The following is an 18165-nucleotide window of genomic DNA, read 5'->3' as shown; positions in this document are numbered from 1 at the left end:
AGGTTTAGCCTGCCCATTTTTATGCCGAAAAGTAACTCGATTTTGAGCCCAATTTTTGAAAGCAAACTTTTGTTCTAACAAAATGCCATTTATGTTGTCATAATTTGAAATGTTATAACGTCGTTTAATTGTTTTTACTTTTATAGCGATGAATCGTTTTTAGGCGTTTTGTGGTTTTTTATGATAAATACAACATTGCTCAAGCAAATTGGCTACTCAATAGGGCTCTCTATTGCGGTTGTTGCTTCCTCCTCCGTTTCTGCTCATCCCCATTCTTGGATCAATATGACCACCCAAATTAAAGGTGATGACCAACAGCTCACCGGTTTTGATATGACGTGGACGTTTGATGCGATGACGACCGCGTATCTGTTTGATGGTGAAGATATGTCAAAAGCGCATCGTGAAGCGACGCTTGCCAAGCTTGCCCAGTCAGTTATCGATAACATGCTGCCCAGCCATTACTTTACTTACTTTTTTGATGCCGATGGCACCACGCCGATTCGTTATGAAAAAGTCACCAAAGCGCGTCTTACCACAGCCAAAGGCAAAGCTACGCTGCAATTTGATTTGCCACTCGCAAAGCCCTATGTGTTTAACGGCAAAACATTAACTTTGAAAGTCTTTGATCCAACCTATTACGTTGATATGTCGTGGGATGATCGTAGCCATTTGATTTTTGATGAGGCGCTGAAAAAGCACTGCGAGTTAACTTTGATTGAACCGCATCCAACGCCAGAGCAGGTCAGTTACGCGATGTCACTGCCGGTCGATGCCGACCCAGACAACGCGCTCGGGCAGTTATTTACTCAAGCCGCGGCCATTACCTGTCAAGCATCAGCCAGTCACTAGCCCAGTAAAATAATCGCCTTCGCTAAAGGAACCGTTTATGCCTTCAATGTATAACTTTCGTCCCATCGAATCGGAAAATCGAGTGTCGACAGTAAAGATAGTAGAGCCTCGCAAACCCAATTGGCTGAAAAGCACGGTCACTGTGGTGCTGACGCTTGGTGTGATCGCTGCGATTGGTTATGTGCTTTGGTTGCAATGGCCCACGGTTTTGATGACTTCGATTCGCTGGCAAAAACAGATCGTTAATCAAATGAGCGACCTGTTGTATTTAACCCATCAAAACGCGGCCTCAATGTGGAGCTTGGCGCAAATCAGCTTTTTATACGGCATTTTTCACTCCCTTGGTCCGGGTCACGGCAAAGTAGTGGTGAGTACGTATCTCGCCACTCACAATACCAAAATTAAAATCGGTATTTACATCACCATTATCTCGGCATTGGTGCAGGCGTTAACGGCGATTGTGTTGGTGAGCGCAGTATTGTTTGTGATTGAAGCGTCGATGCGCCAACTCAATGGAGTCGTGAATCAGTTTTTCCATGCCAGCTATGTTGGGGTGTTCTTACTCGGTATGTACATTGTATGGCAAGGCTTCAAACAATGGCGTAAGCCTCATGCCCACTCACACCATGATGCGCATGAACACAACCATGATCACGCCCATCATCACCATCACGGCGCCGATTGTGGCTGCGGGCATAAACATATTGCGTCAGCCGATGAACTCAATCAGGCATCCAGTTTTAAAGAATACGCGGCCATGGTGACAAGCATTGGTTTGCGCCCATGTACTGGTGCTATTTTAGTGCTGTTTTTTGCCAATCTGGCGGATGTCTATTGGCTGGGAATATTAAGCAGTTTTGTGATGGCAGTGGGCACAGCGATTACCACCTCAAGCATTGCTCTGATGACAGTGTCGGGAAGAAAATTTGTGCGTTATTACCTCAAAGATTCTGCATATCAAAGCATCAATATTTGGCCGTTTTTACGCGTTTTTGCTGGGCTGTTTTTGATTCTGGTGGCTGTTGTGCTGTTTAATCAAGGCGGCTTTGGCATGTCACCAATGCTCAATTAGAACGCTCAATTCGAATCGTGATTAAGTCATGAAGCCGCGCCAATATAGCGCGGCTTTTTCTTTGTTCGTCACTCTTTGATTTCTGTTTGGCGATGGCTAGCGAACCGTATTGCGGCCCGCCAATTTCTTACTGCGAATTGGCGGGCATTTGCCAATACAAGGGCGCGCCATAAACCTCGATAAAGTAATCAATCACCGCACGCACATTGAGCGGTGGGTGGCGCACATTCGGATAAATAGCCGCGATATGATGTGGCTCAGTATTGATGACCGCTTCATAGCTTGGCAGTACCTGCACCAATTGACCTTTCTGCAAATAATCGCCAATGAGCCAATCTGGAAACAGCACTAAGCCCATGCCGTTTAACGCCGCGATAAGCAAGGTTTCCGCATTGTTTGAAATCAGGCGCGGGTTAAGTTGCACCTGTGTCCAAGGACTTGCTGTCTTGCTTGCCTTGCGCAACAGCCAGCGGTTAGGGCCTGATGAGCCGCGATAGACCAAGGCTTGATGCTGATTGAGTTGCTCTGGCGTGCTCAGTGCACCATGTTTTTCGATATAGCTTGGCGCGGCCGCGAGGTGATAGTGCTGCTTGCCAATAATGCGCGCGTGAAAAGAAGAGTCAGTCAGCGGGCCGATGCGAAAAATGACATCAGCAGCGTCGCGGTGTGGATCAATAAAGTCATCGGTCTGCGTTAAATCGATCTGCAGTTTAGGGTGGCGTGTCGCAAGGCCGGCTAGCCAAGGCGCGATATGGCGCTGGCCAAAAAATACCGGCGCGTTGATTCGAACTAGGCCGGTCGGCTCTTGAGCGCGGTCTTGCAATTCGGTTTGCAGTGCGCCGAGCTGCTCGGTCATTGCTCGAGCGTAATCGACAAACAGCCGCCCGGCTTCGGTGGCAATCACGGCGCGCGTATTGCGGTAAAAAAGCTGCTGTCCTAATGCATCTTCAAGTTGGTGAATGACACGCGACACCATTGAAGCCGAAACGCCTTGGCGCCTTGCAACCACAGAAAAGCTTTGGCTTTCAAATACGGCAATAAAAAATTGCAGCGCGCGAATATTGATCGAATTGAGATCAGTCATAGGACTCCAAGAATCGTGGCGATTGGGTTAGCTACTATTGCAAATATTGCACAGGTCATTCCTAGATTATGTCATTTTTCAATAAAGCACTTCAATGTAAGCTTTGCCGACCAATAATAGGAGTGTATCTATGCAGTTAATCTTGATTCTGCTGGTGGTGATTGGCGGCATGGGGTTGTCAGTTGAAGCCGGCTTATTAGGCCCGCTTGGCCATCAGGTGGGAGAGCTTTGGGCAACGCTAAGTATTTTTGGTGTTGGCGCGGGGCTAACATTTTTGTTGATGCTGTTTTTCAGCCCGCGCAATAGCCCTTCATTTTTTGCTCAGCCAGGCTGGACACTCGTTGGCGGCATTTTAGGCCCAGTGTATGTGGTGATTTTAACCTTAGCCACACCGAGCATTGGTATCGCGCTGACCATGATTGGTGTGTTGGCTGGCCAAGTGTTTAAGAGCCTAATCATCGACCATTACGGTTTGTTTGGTACGCCGCATCGGCCTGTGAATCGGCAACGTGTGGCAGCGCTGATTTTTATCATCGCGGCGCTTGGTTTAGTGGCGCAAGGGTAGGAGGGTAACATGACATTGATAATGATTTTATTGGCGGTCATTGGCGGCGCGGCTTTGAGTATTCAAGCGGCGATTAATGGTCAACTGGGCAGCAAAGTCGGGGTGCTGCGAAGCGCATTTCTGACTTTTTCGGTGGGCGCTTTAGTGACCGCGCTGCTGGTGTTCTTCTTTGAGCCTAAACACGCGGTAACCTTATTGGATGTGCCCAAATGGCAGTTGTTGGGCGCACTGTGCGGCGTGCCGTACATTGTGATTATGGTGTTTGCGGTGCAGCGCATCGGCACAGCCGTGGCAACCGTTGCCGTCATTTTCGGTCAACTGTTTATGAGCATGGTGATCGATAATTTCGGGTGGTTAGGAAATCAGCCGATTGCCTTTTCCACCACTCGACTTGGCGCGGTGGTGTGCTTAGGGATTGCGCTGTATTTTATTTACGCGAGTAGCCGTGAGCCGAAATCTGAGCCGCTAAAGGTAAAAACGCAGCCATAATTTGAGTTTAGAAAATAAAAGCCGCGCCAATATAGCGCGGCTTTTTGCTGGTTGTTTGTATGCTTAGCAATCGAGCGCTTGCGCGGTTTATTACGGCTTCGATTGTTACGCTCTCGGTGATTACGCCAGCGACACGGTTTGTTTGAGCGTTGCGGGTTCGCGCTGCATCAATACGTGTTCGCCGCGCACGGACCACAACACGTCAGCTTGTTCGCGAATCACCGCCACATCATCTTCACCTTGCAGCACAATAAAGTTTGCTGGTTTACCCACTTCGATGCCGTAGCGGTCTTGAATGTGCATCACTTTGGCGCCGTTGTCGGTGATAAAGTCGAGCGCGGTTTTAAAATCGTTATAACCCATCATATGACAAGCGTGCAGGGCGAAATCCACTTGGCGCAGCAGTTTGCCATTGCCCAAACTGTACCAAGGGTCTTGAATCGAATCTTGCGCCAACGCCACGGTAATACCAGCGTTGCGCAGCTCTTTCACTCGAGTGATGCCACGACGCTTTGGAAAGGTATCAAAGCGGCCTTGCAGATGCGTGTTCTCGGTTGGACAAGAGACAAAGTTGATAGCCGATTTTTTTAGCAAGCGGAACAGCTTTGAGCAGTAGGCATTGTTGTATGAATGCATCGCAACAGTATGACTGGCGGTGACTTTATCGCCCATGCCCGTTTCTAATGCAGCGGTGGCCAACACTTCTAAAAAGCGTGAGTTGCCATCGTCAATTTCATCACAGTGGACATCAACCAATTTGTCGTGCTTGTGCGCCAAATCGACCACCCAGCGCATTGAATCGACGCCGTATTCACGAGTGTATTCAAAATGCGGAATGCCACCGACGACATCAGCGCCAATCTCCAGCGCTTGTTCCATCAGTGCTTTGCCGTTGGGGAACGACAAAATACCTTCTTGCGGAAAGGCGACGATTTGCAAATCAAGATAGGGCGCAAGCTTTTCTTTCAGCGGCACAATCGCTTTTAGCGCAGTGAGGGATGGGTCGGTCACATCAACATGGGTACGAATATGCTGCACACCGTTGTGAATTAAGAGTTCAGCGGCTTTGAGTACTCGGCTTTGCACATCGTCAATGCTCAGCATTTCTTTGCGCTCAGCCCAACATTCGATGCCCTCAAATAGGGTGCCGCTGGCGTTCCAGCGCGGCTCTCCGGCGGTTAGCACCGCATCAAGGTGAATGTGCGGCTCAACAAACGGCGCGCACACCAGTTGCTGTTTAGCGTCAATATCGCAAGGCTCGCTCAGTACGCCAGTTTGCTTTTGGATATTTGAGAACAGACCATTTTGACACTCGATGGTGAAGAGTTCGGATTGGTGGCGCAGCCGGGCGTTGATGATTTTCATAAAAGTCCTCGTTATGGCTTCTGCGCTGGCTGAATAAAACGCTCAATCATAAGTGCGTTTTGAATCGCCAGCCGATGGTTGGCATCGTCCAAACTCAGTTGGGTGAGTTGTTCGAATTTCTGAATTCGTCCACTGACGGTATTGCGGTGAATACCCATCTGCAAAGCGGTGCCGCGCAGTGAACCAAGGTTATTAAAGTAGTGTTCTAAAGTCAGTTTAATCTGTTGATGATCGCTTTGCTGGCTATGATGTAAAGGGCCAAGGGTTTGTTGGCAAAATTCGCTCAGCGCCAGAGGATCGTCGATAGCGGCGAACAACCGCTGCAGTCCAAAAGTGGTGTGATGGAACAGTTGACCGAGAAAATGGCGATGAATGAATTCGCTGCACTGGCGGGCTTGAAACACCAGCTTGTTGAGTTTCGCCAGTGATGGCGCATCACTGAGGCCAATACTTGAATTCATCCCTGCTTGTTGTAGCTGCTGATGCAGTTGCTGCCACAGGCTGAGGTCGCGGACGTCTGGCAATTGATCGTTTTCCGGCACACATAACAGCCAACCTGCGCGGTATTCAATCAAAGGAAACGGGCTTTGACAGCGATTAAGAAACTCGCGCAGGGCAAATTGCCACGATTCTAGATTGTGGCGCGATTTATCACACGGCAGCACCATTGCCAGCGCCAGTCGATTTTGTGTTGGCAGACCAATATCACCAGCTTGCGCTAAGGTAATTGGCTCTGGTGACTCCGGGTTTTCAATCATCTGCATTAAAAACCACTGCTTGGACCGCGCCGCAAATGTGCTTTGAATGATGGCGTTGGACAAGCGTTCAGTGACGGTCACCATCGGCAGCGAGTAGGGCTGCTCAAGCAGTGCCATCTGAGCTTGTTGAGCATAGCGAACCCAGCTGTTTTTCAGTTCTTTGATGTGATTTGAACCGGTTAGCACCACCACCGCAGCGGCGTTCTTATCCGCTGCGACTTTGAGTAAACGCACAAAGCCTTCATCGCTCCAACGGCGGTTAATGCCGGTGATAAAAATCACTTCACCGCCGACTAGCCAAGGCGCTAAGTCGTGCTCCTCGGCGATGTAAGGCCAACGAATGACTTTATCGGCCAATCGCGAGTGGGTGCGCAGGGTAATTGCTTCAAGTCCGCTAATGCTTGGAATATCGCCAACGGTAATCAAGGTTAGCCTGCCTTTACTTGGTTACGCTGCGGCGCTAAGACGCTGGCAAGTAACATATAAACGATACTTGAAACCACAATGCCGACCAAAGGTGGCATCCATGGTGAAAAGTAAGCCGCGCCAGAACCAAGCACGTAGGCAATCAAGCCTTTGGCATCAAAATTAGGTAAGTCGATATCGCCAAGTTTTGGCGGATTGGCGCGGTGCACAAACCAGAAGTTGGTCATGATGATGGCGCCAATCGGTGGAATAAAGGTGCCAAGCAGCACTAAAAACGGAATCAGATAGTTATACATGCCAAAGATAGCTAGCACAGTGCCCACCGCCGCGCCAATCACAGTGATAAGGCCGCGTTTGTCGGTGCGAAATAGGTTACAGCCCGCCGCCGCGAAGTTATAGATGGTGTTATCTTGAGTCGTCCAGATATTAGCAAACAGCATCAGTACAGCCGTGATCATAAAGCCTTGTGCCACTAGCACATCGACGATATCCGATTGATGGTAAATCATCGCGCCAAACGCACCGACAAACACCATCAGGCCGTTGCCAAGGAAAAACGCAAATAGAGTGGCGATCACCGCGACTTTGCCGGTTTTGGAAAAACGGCTCCAGTTGGTGGCTTGTGCGCCGCCGCTGATAAAGGTGCCAATCACCACAGTAATGGCGGCGCCAAAGCTCATGCTGTCTTGCGGCTCAATTGCAAACAGTTCGCCAATCCCACCGACATCAATCAGCCCCTTGTAGAAGCAGATACCAATGAACAGCAGCATCGCGGGTACCGACACTTTAGAAAGAATTTCCATCGCGCGATAGCCAATCGAAGCGGTGACACAAAAGCCGAAACCAAACAGGATCATCAAAGGAATTTGCCAGCTTTCATCTAAGTTGCACAGCTTAGTTAATACAATCGCCATCGTTGCCACGCCCCAAGCGTACCAACCGATTTGGGTAAAACCGAGCACAAAATCCGCCAGCTTACTGCCGTACTCCCCAAAACAGTAGCGCCCCAGCAACACAGTATTCAGCCCAGTTTTATAGGCGATGTAGGCCAGCGCGGCGGCGTAAACACCTAAAATAAGGTTGCCGACAAAGATGATGGTTAATAGTTGGTGGAGCGAAAAAGCGGTGCCAAGCTGGCCGCCAGCCCACATGGTCGAGGTAAAGAAAGTAAAGCCGACCAAAAGTGCCACCATTGACACTATGCCTTTGCGATGTTCGGCGGGCACGGCGCTCAATGGGTAATCGTTATTTCCCTGCATGATGTGGTTTCCTGCGTGTGAGGGTGAAAGAGGTCATCACCAAGGCGTAAACAAGCTTTGTGCCAATAAGAAATATGGCATGAAGTGGGCATTTGGTACGAATTAATTTTAAAGAGATGTCGTTTTGGTACGGTTTGTTGGCTGTAAAGAAGGGGTTATGCACTATTTATGATCTCATTGCACCAACTTGGTGTGGTGCAATGAATTATGGCGAAGCCACTGCGTAACAACAATCAACCATTCGATGAGATATTGGCATTGGTCTCTGCGTTAGCAGCATTCTTGTTCAATTTGATACAGCAGAGCGAGGGCTTCTTGGTCTTCACATTCACGAAAGTATTCATACAGCATATTGAGCTGATTACCGACAAAGTTGAGATCATCGCGTTTCATGTTGGCTTGCTCTTGGCGTTTATTCGCAAAGTAACTGTGCCACTGCTGCGCGCCATGATTGGCTTGTAAATGGGTTTCCAACATAGAGACCAGCAAAATGGCGTTTTTGTCGCAATCGATATTGCAAAAAGAGATATAACGGTCGGGTTCAGACATAAAACAACTCACCATATTTAGCAAAGGGAACTTTTCTGCGAGCAAACTTTGTTCCATATTTTAAGTTATTGTTTTAAAGGGTTTTTATATTTTTGTTTGCCAAGTTTGTCGGACAAAACCTCGCAGTTGTCATACATCTGCCAATGACGTTAGTCATTCCATTATCAGTAACTGATGCCATTTGCTCGCACTGTTTGTGTGGCTCTATTTTATCGGCTTTGCTGCTGTTGATAACGCTCTCCAACCGCTTTAAGTCCAGCCAGTGCATAGCAGCTCAGATGGTCGATAACTTCGCTGGGCGGCATCGCATGAACCATTTTCAGTGGGTTAGGGCTGAGGTTACGCGTCACTAGTAGCATCAAACACGGCGCCACCAAATTAATCAAACATGGCATCAGCTCCGGCGCAGTTTCAGGTATGCCAGACACATCGCTGAGCAGGCGCTTGAGAATCGCCATTTTGGGTTGAATTTCTTCGTCGATCAGCACAGCGAGATTGGAGCTTGGCGACAGCACCTCGCGCGCCAGAATCTGCGCATACCAACTCGGTTCGCTTAGGGTTCGCTGGCAAACCAATTGGATAAATTGAGTGAGCTTTTGCTCGGGCGCCAGAGCTTGATTTTGCAGCGCGTGTAAATCGTCGATATTGATAATCTGGCGATGAGCGGTGGCCAGCGCTCTTTGATACAAACCGCTGCGATTACCAAAGTGATAATTGATCGAGGCAAGGTCCACTTTGGCTTTTGCAGCGATGGCTTTATTGGTGGTTTCGGCAAAGCCCGTTTGGGCAAACAACTCGCCTGCGGCGGCCAAAATACGTTGCCGAGTTTGCTCTCCGTCTGCGCGAGTCGAGGTTTTTCGAATTGTCATTATCATCCTTGCTTTTGACGCTTGATATTTGACCAACTCTAGTCTAGTTTAAAATTAAATTCAATTTAAACTAAGCGTAACGAGCGACCGAATCTGCCATTGCAAAAGAGCCGGAAATCGGTGCTTGGGATTGATAACCGAATAGGCGTGATGACATGGCTGATGTGAAACAAACTCTCGCTGGGCTTTGCCTTTTGGTGGCGCTGAGCTCGTTATTTGGCTGCTCGCCGCCGGTGCCCAAACAGGCGCTGGGGATGCTTGAGCGCGAGCGAGTTGCGCTGATTGCACCGGTAAGTGAAGTGATTGAAGCGCTGCCAATCAAAGAGGGCGCGCCGGTTGTCAAAGGCGATGTGCTGGTTGAGTTTAACCGCGTTAGCCAGCAAGCACTACTTGATAAAGCAAAGGCGCTGCAAACCAAAGCGCAAGCCGCGCTGAGCCAGTTACTTAATGGTGAGCGCGCCGAAGATGTGCTGCAAGCGAAAGCCAATTGGGTCAGTGCCAAAGCCAAATTTACCGACAGCGATAAACAGTATCAGCGGGTGGCGGAACTCGTCGCGCGCCGCTTGGCGTCTCAATCAGACCTTGATAATGCGCTGGCTGAGCGTGACACCGCCAAAGCCAGCTTTGAAGCTGCGGAACAAAATTGGAAAAAACTCTCGGCGGGTTATCGCCAAGAACAAATTGACCAAGCTCGAGCCGAACTCACCGCCGCCGAGCAAGAAGTCGCTTACCAAAGCCAAAAACTCAGTGATCTCACTGTGGTTGCCACTCGCGACGGCATTTTGGACTCACTGCCGCATCATCTGGGTGAGCGTGTCCCCGCCAGCAGTGCGGTCGCAATATTGCAAGCCAGCAGTGCGCCTTATGCGCGGGTGTATGTTCCCGAGCCTTATCGCGCCAAGCTTACGGTGGGCAAGCAGGTGACAGTGCATGTTGATGGCTTGAGCGAAGCGCTTACTGGCACGGTGCGCTGGTTGTCGGTGGAAGCGGCTTTCACGCCATACAGCAGCATGAGCGAACAAGACCGTGAGCGTTTGGTGTATCTCACTGAAATTGATCTGCCTAAAGCGAGCCCAAGCTTACCTGCCGGCATTCCAGTGCAAGTGGATTTGGAGTAATGACGGAAAGGCCATGAGTGAGCTTGCGATTAAGGCGCGTAACATCAGTAAGACGTTTGCTGATTTCACCGCGATAGACAATATTTCGCTGTCGGTGCCGAAGGGCAAAATTTACGGCTTTCTCGGCCCGAATGGCTGCGGCAAGTCGACCACCATTCGTGTCTTGACCGGGTTACTTACCCCAAGCGGGGGTGAGGTCGAAGTGCTCGGCTATTCGATGCCAAAACAAGCCGACCAACTGCGCCGCCATATCGGTTATATGACGCAAAAATTCTCTCTCTATCAAGACCTCAATGCAGAAGAGAACCTGCGCTTTATCGGTACCATTTTTGGTTTGCGCGGCCGCGAACTCAAGCAGCGCTGTGAGCAACAGATCGCCACTTATGGCTTAAGTGAGCTGCGCAGGCAATTAGTCAGCGGAATGAGCGGCGGGCAAAAGCAGCGCTTGTCGTTGGCCGCCGCGACCATTCATCGCCCTAAGCTGCTGTTTCTTGATGAACCGACTTCGGCGGTTGACCCGGAAAACCGCCGCGATTTTTGGGAAAAGCTGTTTGATCTCTCAGAGGCGGGCACTACGATTTTGGTGACCACTCACTATATGGATGAAGCCGAGCGCTGCCATCGTTTGGCCATCATGGAAGCGGGGCAACTGCGCGCCGATGATGAGCCAGAGCGTTTGATGGCCAACATGGGAGTGAATATTGTTGAAGTCAAAGCGCCGAATCTGCGCCAGCTTAAGGCTGAGCTACTAACACGTCCCCAAGTGCGCTCTGCCGCGCAGCTTGGGGTGAGGCTGCGCGTGCTGATTTATCAGCAAGTCCTCGACCCCATTGCCTGGCTGCGCGGTGAATTTCCAACTCTCTCTCAAGCTGAGCTCAGCATCGCACGACCAACCCTTGAAGATGTGTTTGTCAGCGTCACCGGAGAGCATTCGTAATGAACGGCTTGGTTCGCATCAAAGCGATAGTATTTAAGGAGCTACGTCAGTTATCACGCGATCGGCTGACCTTTGGCATGATTGTTATGATTCCGCTGGTGCAGCTGATTTTGTTCGGTTATGCGATCAATACCGATGTGCGCCATATTCCGGTTGGGCTGGTGGATCAAAGCCACAGCCAAGCCTCGCGGCTGCTTAGTGAAACCGTGCGCGCGTCCCAGGTAGTGGAGTTTAAAACCGTGTATGTATCAGCGGATCAAGCTAAAAAGGCGATTCAAGCTGGAGAGATTCGCGCAGCTTTAGTGATTCCCCCCGATCTTAATCAGCGCATTGCCCAAGATAGAGTGCTGGCGCAATGGATGGTCGACGGCTCTGACAGCGTGATTGGCGCGACCATTCAAGGTTTGCAAAATATGCCATTCACTACCAATAACAAGCTTGCCAATCAGCAAGTCGACCCGAACGCTAAAACCAAAACCTTTGAAATTGCGCTGTTTTATAATCCTAGCCGGCGCTCAGCGGTCAACATTGTCCCTGGATTGCTGGGGGTGATTCTTACCATGACCATGGTGCTGTTTACTAGTATTGCGATTGTGCGTGAGCGCGAGCAAGGCAACTTAGAGCTGCTGATCACCACGCCAGTGACATCACTTGAGTTGATGGTGGCGAAAATCATTCCCTATATTTTTGTCGGTATGGTGCAAGTTGCTTTGGTACTTGGGCTTGGGCATTTCATTTTTGCGGTGCCGATTAATGGCGATTTAGTGCAGGTATTTCTCGCGGCGCTGCTGTTTATCTGCGCCAGCCTAACCTTAGGGCTGATGATTTCAACCGTGGCGAAAACACAGCTGCAGGCAATGCAAATGACGGTGTTTGTGCTGCTGCCCTCGATTTTACTGTCGGGGTTTATGTTCCCTTACGAAGGTATGCCCGTGGTAGCGCAGTGGATTGCTGAAGTGTTGCCCGCAACGCATTTTATGCGCCTGATCCGTGGTGTGGTGCTGCGAAGCGCCGAGCTTAGTGAGATGTGGAAAGATACACTCTGGCTGCTCGGCTTTACGCTGATCGGTATTGTGCTTGCCTCGCTGCGGTTTAAAAAATCGTTAGACTGATTCCCATTCCATTGCTCACCGTCATTGGCTCCTAGGTGATTACCAGTGAGCAATGCAATCCTCATAAAGCGCGCGATTTCGTGCGCTGTCTGTTTTCAACATTGTGCATTTCACACCAATGTTGCTCATTTTTAGTGCACCAAAGTATGACGTTAAACGTTTAATTGTTATATCGAATGATGATTTATAAAAAACATTTAATTGATAAAACAGTCATTTGTAGACATATCTCCATGCTCATTATTTGGTTTACTGATGTTTGGCATGCTTGATGCTTTGAACAATATATGAATCATGTGTTTAATATATGGGACAAAGCGATGAAGAAAATGGACAAACCTGAGCTTGGCAGTGACGCCAAACAAGAGCTGACTCTAACACCAGCGGATACCTTAAACGCAAACGGCGCTAGTAAGCGTCACTTCCTCAAAGTAGCGGGTGCATTGGCGGCGACCTCACTGTTTCCAGTACCGTTTATTCGTAAAGCTTGGGCTGATGAACCGCTGAAAATTTCGACTTTTGGCGGTTCGTTTGGCCAGATGTTTGCCAGCGAATTTTTTCCGGAATTTAGTAAAGCGACCGGTGTTCCGGTGCAGCGTGTTGACCAAGCTTCTGGCTCGCAATTTATGTTGCAACTGGCGCAAGCCAACAAAGCCGGTAAGGTGCCAATGGATCTGTGCATGATGGTGGATGCTCAGGTGCTTCGTGGACGCAAGCGTAACCTTTGGCGCAGCTTTGATGCCAAAGGCTTGAATAATGTTCAGGCCTTGGATACGCCATATCGACGTGAAACTGACCAAGGTGTCGATGCGGTCGGCGCGCTTGCGTATTTCATGACCATGGTGGTCAACCCAGACATGCTCGACACCCAGCCCGATTCTTGGTCGGTGTTGTGGGAGAACCACCCGAATTACTGGGGCGTACAGAGCGGCGCGCAATCGCCAATGTGGGAAATTGCCGCCAATCTGTATTTCGGTGGTAACGATATTCTTAATACTCGCGAAGGTATTGATAAAGTGATTGCCAAAATCGCGGAGATCAAACCGAACGTTAAGCTGTGGTGGCAAAGTGAAGGCACCATGCAAACCGCGTTGCAAAACGAAGAAGTGGTCGGCGGAACCTTTGTTCACGACACCGCTGTGTATCTTGAAAATAACGGCACTTCAGTACATTCAATCTTCCCCAAAGAGGGCGGTTTACAAGGGGTCAACTACTGGTGTCAGCCAAGTGGTTCGAAGAAAATTGATCAAGCCCGCTTGTTCCTTGAATGGAGCAGCAGCCCAGAGGCGCAAGACATTATCGCTCGCAAACTGATGTGCGCGCCACTGCTGCCCAAATCCAAACTGTCACTGAGCGAGAAAGAGTTCGCTATGGTGTCATCAGAAACCAAACCCATCATGATCGCTACCGAAGCGCGCATGAACCACGCTGAATACCTAGAGCAACAATTTACACGCATGTTGAGAGGGTAAGGTTAGCGATGTTTTATGGTTTAGAGCTGAATAGCTTACGTAAGTCCTACTCAGGAACTGAGGTGGTTAAAAACGTTTCGCTCAAAGTGCCGCAAGGCGAATTTGTGTGCTTTTTGGGGCCATCGGGATGCGGAAAAACCACCTTGCTGCGCATGATTGCGGGTTTAGAAGAGACGACCTCCGGGTCGATCTCTTACAACAGCAAAGAGATCACTAAAACGCCGGTGCACCAACGCAATTTTGCCATGGTGTTTCAGTCTCTGGCGCTGTATCCGCACATGAATGTTGCCAACAACATCAGCTATAGCTTGAAGCTGCGCGGTGTGTTGCCAAGTGAGCGCAAGCAAAAAGCGGAGCAACTACTTGAACTCATTCAGCTGCCAAACATCGGTGAGCGCAGTGTTGATGAGCTCTCTGGCGGCCAACGTCAGCGCGTTGCGATTGCGCGAGCGCTGGCTCAAGAGCCATTGATCTTTTTGATGGACGAACCGCTCTCGGCGCTTGATGCCCAGTTGCGCGACCATATGCAAGTTGAGCTGCGCCAACTGCAGCAAAAGCTAAAGATCACCACTATCTTTGTGACTCACGATCAGCGTGAAGCGATGAGCATCGCCGATACCATCGTGGTGATGGGCGATGGTGTGATTCAGCAAGTCGGGTCGCCGCAGGAGGTCTATCGCCGTCCAGCCAATCGTTTTGTGGCCAGCTTTATTGGTCAAAGTAATCTGTTTAGTGCATCAGTGCTTGGTCGCAATGAGCTCGAATTGTTTGGTCGCGGCGTCACTCATCGCGAGATCCCAGAGTCATTGGTGGTTGGCGAGGCCTGCACTTTACTGGTTCGCCCAGAGCACATTGAGCTATGTGAACCCGGTCAAGGCTGGCCTGCGACGGTGGAATTTATTCGCGATATGGGCAGCTCGCTTGAGCTGAGACTGCGCCATCAAAGTGGTATGGAAATCATCGCCACCACCAGTTCGGTAGATAAGGCGCTGCAACTTGGTGATTTGGTTGGCTTTGGTTTTGATGCACAGCATTCAGTGGTGCTTGAAAGCGAGGAGGCGGCGTATGGCGGGTGAGTTATCGCTGCAAATCGAGCCGTCGGATCGCATATCGCGCTGGCTGTCTATTTCTTGGCCCGGCATTTTGCTGCTGGTGTGCGTATTTGTGCCATCACTTTTGCTTATCCGCGTGAGTGTCGCGCCAATGGATATCGCAACACTGTGGGGCGATGGCGTGACGTTTAAGTCATTTGGTCAATTTGGCGATTATGGCGTAATGCGCGCGCTTGGTTGGTCACTGTTTTACTCGTTAGGCGTGTCGATTCTTGGTATCGCAGTGGCGTTTCCGCTCACTTGGCTTATCACCGGCATGAGCCGCAAATTACAGACCTTGTGGCTGATTTTTTTGCTCAGCACCTTGTCGCTTTCTGATGTGCTGATTTCGTTCTCTTGGCAAGTGATGCTGTCACATAAACAGTGGGTCAGCCAGTTATTGATTCATCTTGGACTGATGGCCAAAACCGCTTCGCTGATCCCAAGTGTTGGCACTGTGTTTTGCAGCCTTTTGTACATCACGGTGCCATTTAGCGTGTTGCTGCTTTTTCCCGCGCTCTCAAGGCTCGATCGCAGCCTAATTGAGGCGGCGCATACCATGGGCGCAACGCCGCTGCGCAGCTTTTTTGGCTTGGCGATTCCGCTGAGTAAAAAGAATCTGTTTGTCTCTTTGGCGCTGTCGTTTATTTCAACGATGGGAGCCTACACCGCGCCGCTGGTACTTGGCCGCCCTGAAGATTGGCCGCTGGCGGTGATCATTGGTCAAGTGGCGTTGTCGGCGCAAAACTTTCCGTTGGCGTCGAGCATGTCGTTGCTGCTTTTGGCGGTGACTTTGCTGGTGGCGTCATTGCTGTTTTGGTTATCGCGAAGAGGGAAGTGCTGATGCTGAACATTAAGCGTATTGCGATTGGGCTATTCCTACTGATTGTTGCCACCTATCTGGTGATGCCGCTGCTGCTGGTTACTGGGGTGAGTTTTAATCGCCAACCTTTGATGGTTTTTCCTCCCACCGATCCAAGTTGGCGCTGGTATGTGGCGTTTTTTAATGATGCCGGCTGGACCGACTCGCTGTGGACATCTCTTAAAGTCGCGCTTGGCGCGGCATCATTGGCCATCACCATCGCGCTGCCAATTGCGTGGGCAAGTTGGCGTAAATCTTCGCTGCTGACCAAGTTGCTCAATGTGTTTGGCTCTATGCCGATCATGTTGCCGCAAGTGGTGATGGCGATTGTGTTTTTGGTTTACTGGAGCAAGCTTGGTATGTCTGGCCTTGCGACCAGTACCGTGGCGAGCCATGCGGTGGTGTTTACCGCTATGCCGCTGGCTTTTATTGTCATCGGTTTTAACAGCATTGACCGCATGTTGATCGAAGCGGCGACCACCATGGGCGCCACCAGTAGCGATGTGATGCGCACCATCGTCTTACCGCTGATTTTGCCTTATGTCTGCTCAGGTTTTGTGTTCGTGTTCGTCTCAAGCCTCAATGAATACATCATTGCCTATTTAGTCGCGGGCTTTCAGGTACAAACACTACCCATCAAGATTTTCAACAACATGCGCATGGGCTTTCAACCCACCATGTGCGTCAGCGCGGTGCTGTTTTTAGTCCTCGACTTGGTGGCTTTTAGCCTGATTGCGCGGGTAGGCAATCTACCCAAACTGATGGGCGCGAAAAACTGATTTCAAAGCGCCGACATTTCAATTTAAAGCGCGTAACCCTTTTAATTTAAACGGACATGTAATGTGTCATCAATGGAAATAGTATTGTGAATAAAAAGCCAAATCCGATGTTAACTGGCAACCCTGTATTGCTGGTGATAGATATTCAAAAAGGGTGTTTTCTGCCGTACAAGCCAAGCGCTACCATGCCTTTTATGCCCGATTCGACCGAACGTTACGCCAGAGCGCGTAAAATTGTCGATTGCGCCCGTGATAACGACATTCCGATCGTATTTATTCAGGAAATTCACCATAAGAGCAAACTCGATTATGGCCGCGAACTCGATGGTAACGAGAACATCCACTGCCTTGATGGTGCGGCGGGAACACCGCTGGCTTATGAGGAGATGGGCATTCGTGACGATGACTTCATCATTCAAAAGCAGCGTTATTCGGCATTCTTTGGCACTGGGCTGGAAATCATGCTTAAAGCGTTTAAAGCCGACACTCTGATCATGGTTGGCGGCTTTACCGATGTTTGCGTGCACTACAGTTTCGTCGATGGCCATCAACACGATTACCATTGCCGCGTCGTAGAAGATTGCACTGCAGGTTCAAGCCCAGAGGCGCATCAGGCATCTTTAGTGGCGATGGAATATCTGCAGCATGGCGCGATTTGTCATAGTGATGCGATGCTGGCGGCGATGGCATTACACTCAAACAAGGATTAATCGATGGCGCACTCCCTTGCCGCGTCTGCTCGAGTGTTAGAGAGTAAGCGGCTACTTGCTATCGCTATGCCGCTGGCGGTGGCGCAATTGGCGCAAATGTTAATGACCATCACTGCCAGCCTTATTTTAGGGCGCTTGGACAGCGTGGCGCTGGCGGCGGGCGGTCTAAGCACCAGCTTAACGGCGTTTATCGCTTTGATTGCCCAAGGTATTTTGGCCAGTTTACAACCCTTGATTGCTCAGGCGCGCGGCCAAAATCGCGCGGTTGAAGCCACCCAAAATCAAATTGTCGCCGCCGCGCTGGTGATGGCGGCTGCGGTTTCTATTGTGCTGATCGTTGCGCTTTGTAACATCGAAGCGTTGCTCAGTTTTGCTCAAGTCGATAGCAAAGTGGTGAAGCTGGCAGGCGCATTTTGCCAAGCGTATGCGTGGGGCATTCCAGCTATCTTGTGCAGCGCGGTGCTGCGCTATTATTTAGCCGCAGTAGAGCGCGCCAAAGTGGTGATGTGGACATTTTTTGTCGCCACATTGGTGTACGCTCCAATCAGTTGGCTATGGGTGCTGAGTGACTACGGGATTGGGATTGCTGGGGCGGGTTATGCGCTGAGCCTTAACTGGTGGATGATTTTGCTGGGGTTAGCGCTGTATTGCCGTCGCCATCAACTGCTTTCTACTCAGATGTTGTCGATTCCGGTTGGTGATGTGCTCGCTTCAGCGCGGGCAATATTTAAACTCGGTTGGCCGATTGGTGGTATTTACGCCGCCGAAATGGGGCTGGTGTCGTTATCGTCCCTCT

General features: G+C 50.1%; 19 protein-coding genes. 13 read left to right on the top strand and 6 right to left on the bottom strand.

The window, feature by feature from the left end; translation table 11 throughout:
* Nucleotides 1-180: 180 nt before the first annotated feature.
* Both BLS03_RS07435 and BLS03_RS07430 read left to right on the top strand, forming a co-directional pair.
* Nucleotides 181-852 carry a DUF1007 family protein gene (locus BLS03_RS07435; protein WP_093271693.1) on the top strand — a complete coding sequence of 224 codons (672 nt, stop codon included), beginning with the start codon at nucleotides 181-183 and terminating at the stop codon, nucleotides 850-852.
* Between the two features lie 37 nt (nucleotides 853-889).
* Nucleotides 890-1924, top strand: coding sequence for a nickel/cobalt transporter (locus tag BLS03_RS07430; protein ID WP_245696614.1), 1035 nt, complete (start codon nucleotides 890-892; stop codon nucleotides 1922-1924).
* A gap of 127 nt (nucleotides 1925-2051) precedes the next feature.
* Here the strand turns inward: BLS03_RS07430 and BLS03_RS07425 are convergent, their stop codons facing one another.
* On the bottom strand, nucleotides 2052-3008 hold the full coding sequence (locus BLS03_RS07425) for a LysR family transcriptional regulator (protein ID WP_093271690.1): 957 nt from the start codon (nucleotides 3006-3008) through the stop codon (nucleotides 2052-2054).
* Nucleotides 3009-3138: 130 nt separating this feature from the next.
* Between BLS03_RS07425 and BLS03_RS07420 the strand changes: the two genes are divergently transcribed.
* Nucleotides 3139-3573 carry a DMT family transporter gene (locus BLS03_RS07420; RefSeq protein WP_093271688.1) on the top strand — a complete coding sequence of 145 codons (435 nt, stop codon included), beginning with the start codon at nucleotides 3139-3141 and terminating at the stop codon, nucleotides 3571-3573.
* 9 nt (nucleotides 3574-3582) lie between these two features.
* The gene (locus tag BLS03_RS07415) at nucleotides 3583-4062 is read left to right on the top strand and encodes a DMT family transporter (protein WP_093271686.1); all 480 of its coding nucleotides are present in this window, start codon (nucleotides 3583-3585) and stop codon (nucleotides 4060-4062) included.
* A gap of 120 nt (nucleotides 4063-4182) precedes the next feature.
* On the opposite strand, the gene codA is transcribed toward BLS03_RS07415, so the two are convergent.
* The 5 genes from codA to BLS03_RS07390 form a co-directional block, all read right to left on the bottom strand.
* The gene (codA, locus tag BLS03_RS07410) at nucleotides 4183-5427 is read right to left on the bottom strand and encodes a cytosine deaminase (protein WP_093271683.1); all 1245 of its coding nucleotides are present in this window, start codon (nucleotides 5425-5427) and stop codon (nucleotides 4183-4185) included.
* Nucleotides 5428-5438: 11 nt separating this feature from the next.
* Complete coding sequence (locus tag BLS03_RS07405; protein WP_093271681.1) at nucleotides 5439-6611, bottom strand: PucR family transcriptional regulator; 1173 nt, start codon at nucleotides 6609-6611, stop codon at nucleotides 5439-5441.
* A 2-nt stretch (nucleotides 6612-6613) separates the two neighbouring features.
* Entirely contained in the window at nucleotides 6614-7870 is a 1257-nt protein-coding gene (gene codB / locus BLS03_RS07400; protein ID WP_093271678.1) for a cytosine permease, read from the bottom strand.
* A gap of 270 nt (nucleotides 7871-8140) precedes the next feature.
* Nucleotides 8141-8419: a N(2)-fixation sustaining protein CowN gene (gene cowN, locus BLS03_RS07395; protein ID WP_093271676.1), complete on the bottom strand. Its 279-nt coding sequence runs from the start codon at nucleotides 8417-8419 to the stop codon at nucleotides 8141-8143.
* Between the two features lie 209 nt (nucleotides 8420-8628).
* Nucleotides 8629-9288 (bottom strand): CerR family C-terminal domain-containing protein, encoded by a 660-nt coding sequence (locus BLS03_RS07390; RefSeq protein ID WP_176765544.1) that lies wholly within the window; start codon nucleotides 9286-9288, stop codon nucleotides 8629-8631.
* 155 nt (nucleotides 9289-9443) lie between these two features.
* Here BLS03_RS07390 and BLS03_RS07385 point away from each other — a divergent pair, with 155 nt between their 5' ends.
* The 9 genes from BLS03_RS07385 to BLS03_RS07345 all read left to right on the top strand — a co-directional run.
* Entirely contained in the window at nucleotides 9444-10406 is a 963-nt protein-coding gene (locus tag BLS03_RS07385; RefSeq protein ID WP_093271668.1) for an HlyD family secretion protein, read from the top strand.
* 13 nt (nucleotides 10407-10419) lie between these two features.
* Nucleotides 10420-11343 (top strand): ABC transporter ATP-binding protein, encoded by a 924-nt coding sequence (locus tag BLS03_RS07380; RefSeq protein ID WP_093271666.1) that lies wholly within the window; start codon nucleotides 10420-10422, stop codon nucleotides 11341-11343.
* Nucleotides 11343-12455, top strand: a complete 1113-nt coding sequence (locus tag BLS03_RS07375) for an ABC transporter permease (RefSeq protein ID WP_093271663.1) — start codon at nucleotides 11343-11345, stop codon at nucleotides 12453-12455. Before BLS03_RS07380 ends, BLS03_RS07375 begins: the two co-directional genes overlap by 1 nt.
* A gap of 287 nt (nucleotides 12456-12742) precedes the next feature.
* Nucleotides 12743-13927 carry an ABC transporter substrate-binding protein gene (locus BLS03_RS07370; protein WP_093271661.1) on the top strand — a complete coding sequence of 395 codons (1185 nt, stop codon included), beginning with the start codon at nucleotides 12743-12745 and terminating at the stop codon, nucleotides 13925-13927.
* An 8-nt stretch (nucleotides 13928-13935) separates the two neighbouring features.
* The gene (locus BLS03_RS07365; protein WP_093271658.1) at nucleotides 13936-15003 is read left to right on the top strand and encodes an ABC transporter ATP-binding protein; all 1068 of its coding nucleotides are present in this window, start codon (nucleotides 13936-13938) and stop codon (nucleotides 15001-15003) included.
* Nucleotides 14993-15862, top strand: coding sequence for an ABC transporter permease (locus tag BLS03_RS07360; RefSeq protein WP_176765543.1), 870 nt, complete (start codon nucleotides 14993-14995; stop codon nucleotides 15860-15862). The genes BLS03_RS07365 and BLS03_RS07360 overlap by 11 nt, the downstream gene beginning before the upstream one ends.
* Nucleotides 15862-16659 carry an ABC transporter permease gene (locus BLS03_RS07355; RefSeq protein ID WP_093271652.1) on the top strand — a complete coding sequence of 266 codons (798 nt, stop codon included), beginning with the start codon at nucleotides 15862-15864 and terminating at the stop codon, nucleotides 16657-16659. The genes BLS03_RS07360 and BLS03_RS07355 overlap by 1 nt, the downstream gene beginning before the upstream one ends.
* An 86-nt stretch (nucleotides 16660-16745) precedes the next feature.
* The gene (locus BLS03_RS07350; RefSeq protein WP_218122000.1) at nucleotides 16746-17369 is read left to right on the top strand and encodes a cysteine hydrolase family protein; all 624 of its coding nucleotides are present in this window, start codon (nucleotides 16746-16748) and stop codon (nucleotides 17367-17369) included.
* Nucleotides 17370-17372: 3 nt separating this feature from the next.
* Nucleotides 17373-18165 (top strand): MATE family efflux transporter (locus tag BLS03_RS07345; RefSeq protein WP_143015603.1); only part of this gene is annotated, 793 nt, incomplete at its 3' end.

This window comes from Vibrio xiamenensis (assembly GCF_900100015.1).
Taxonomy (GTDB): domain Bacteria; phylum Pseudomonadota; class Gammaproteobacteria; order Enterobacterales; family Vibrionaceae; genus Vibrio; species Vibrio xiamenensis.
This window is presented reverse-complemented; position numbering and strand designations above follow the sequence as displayed.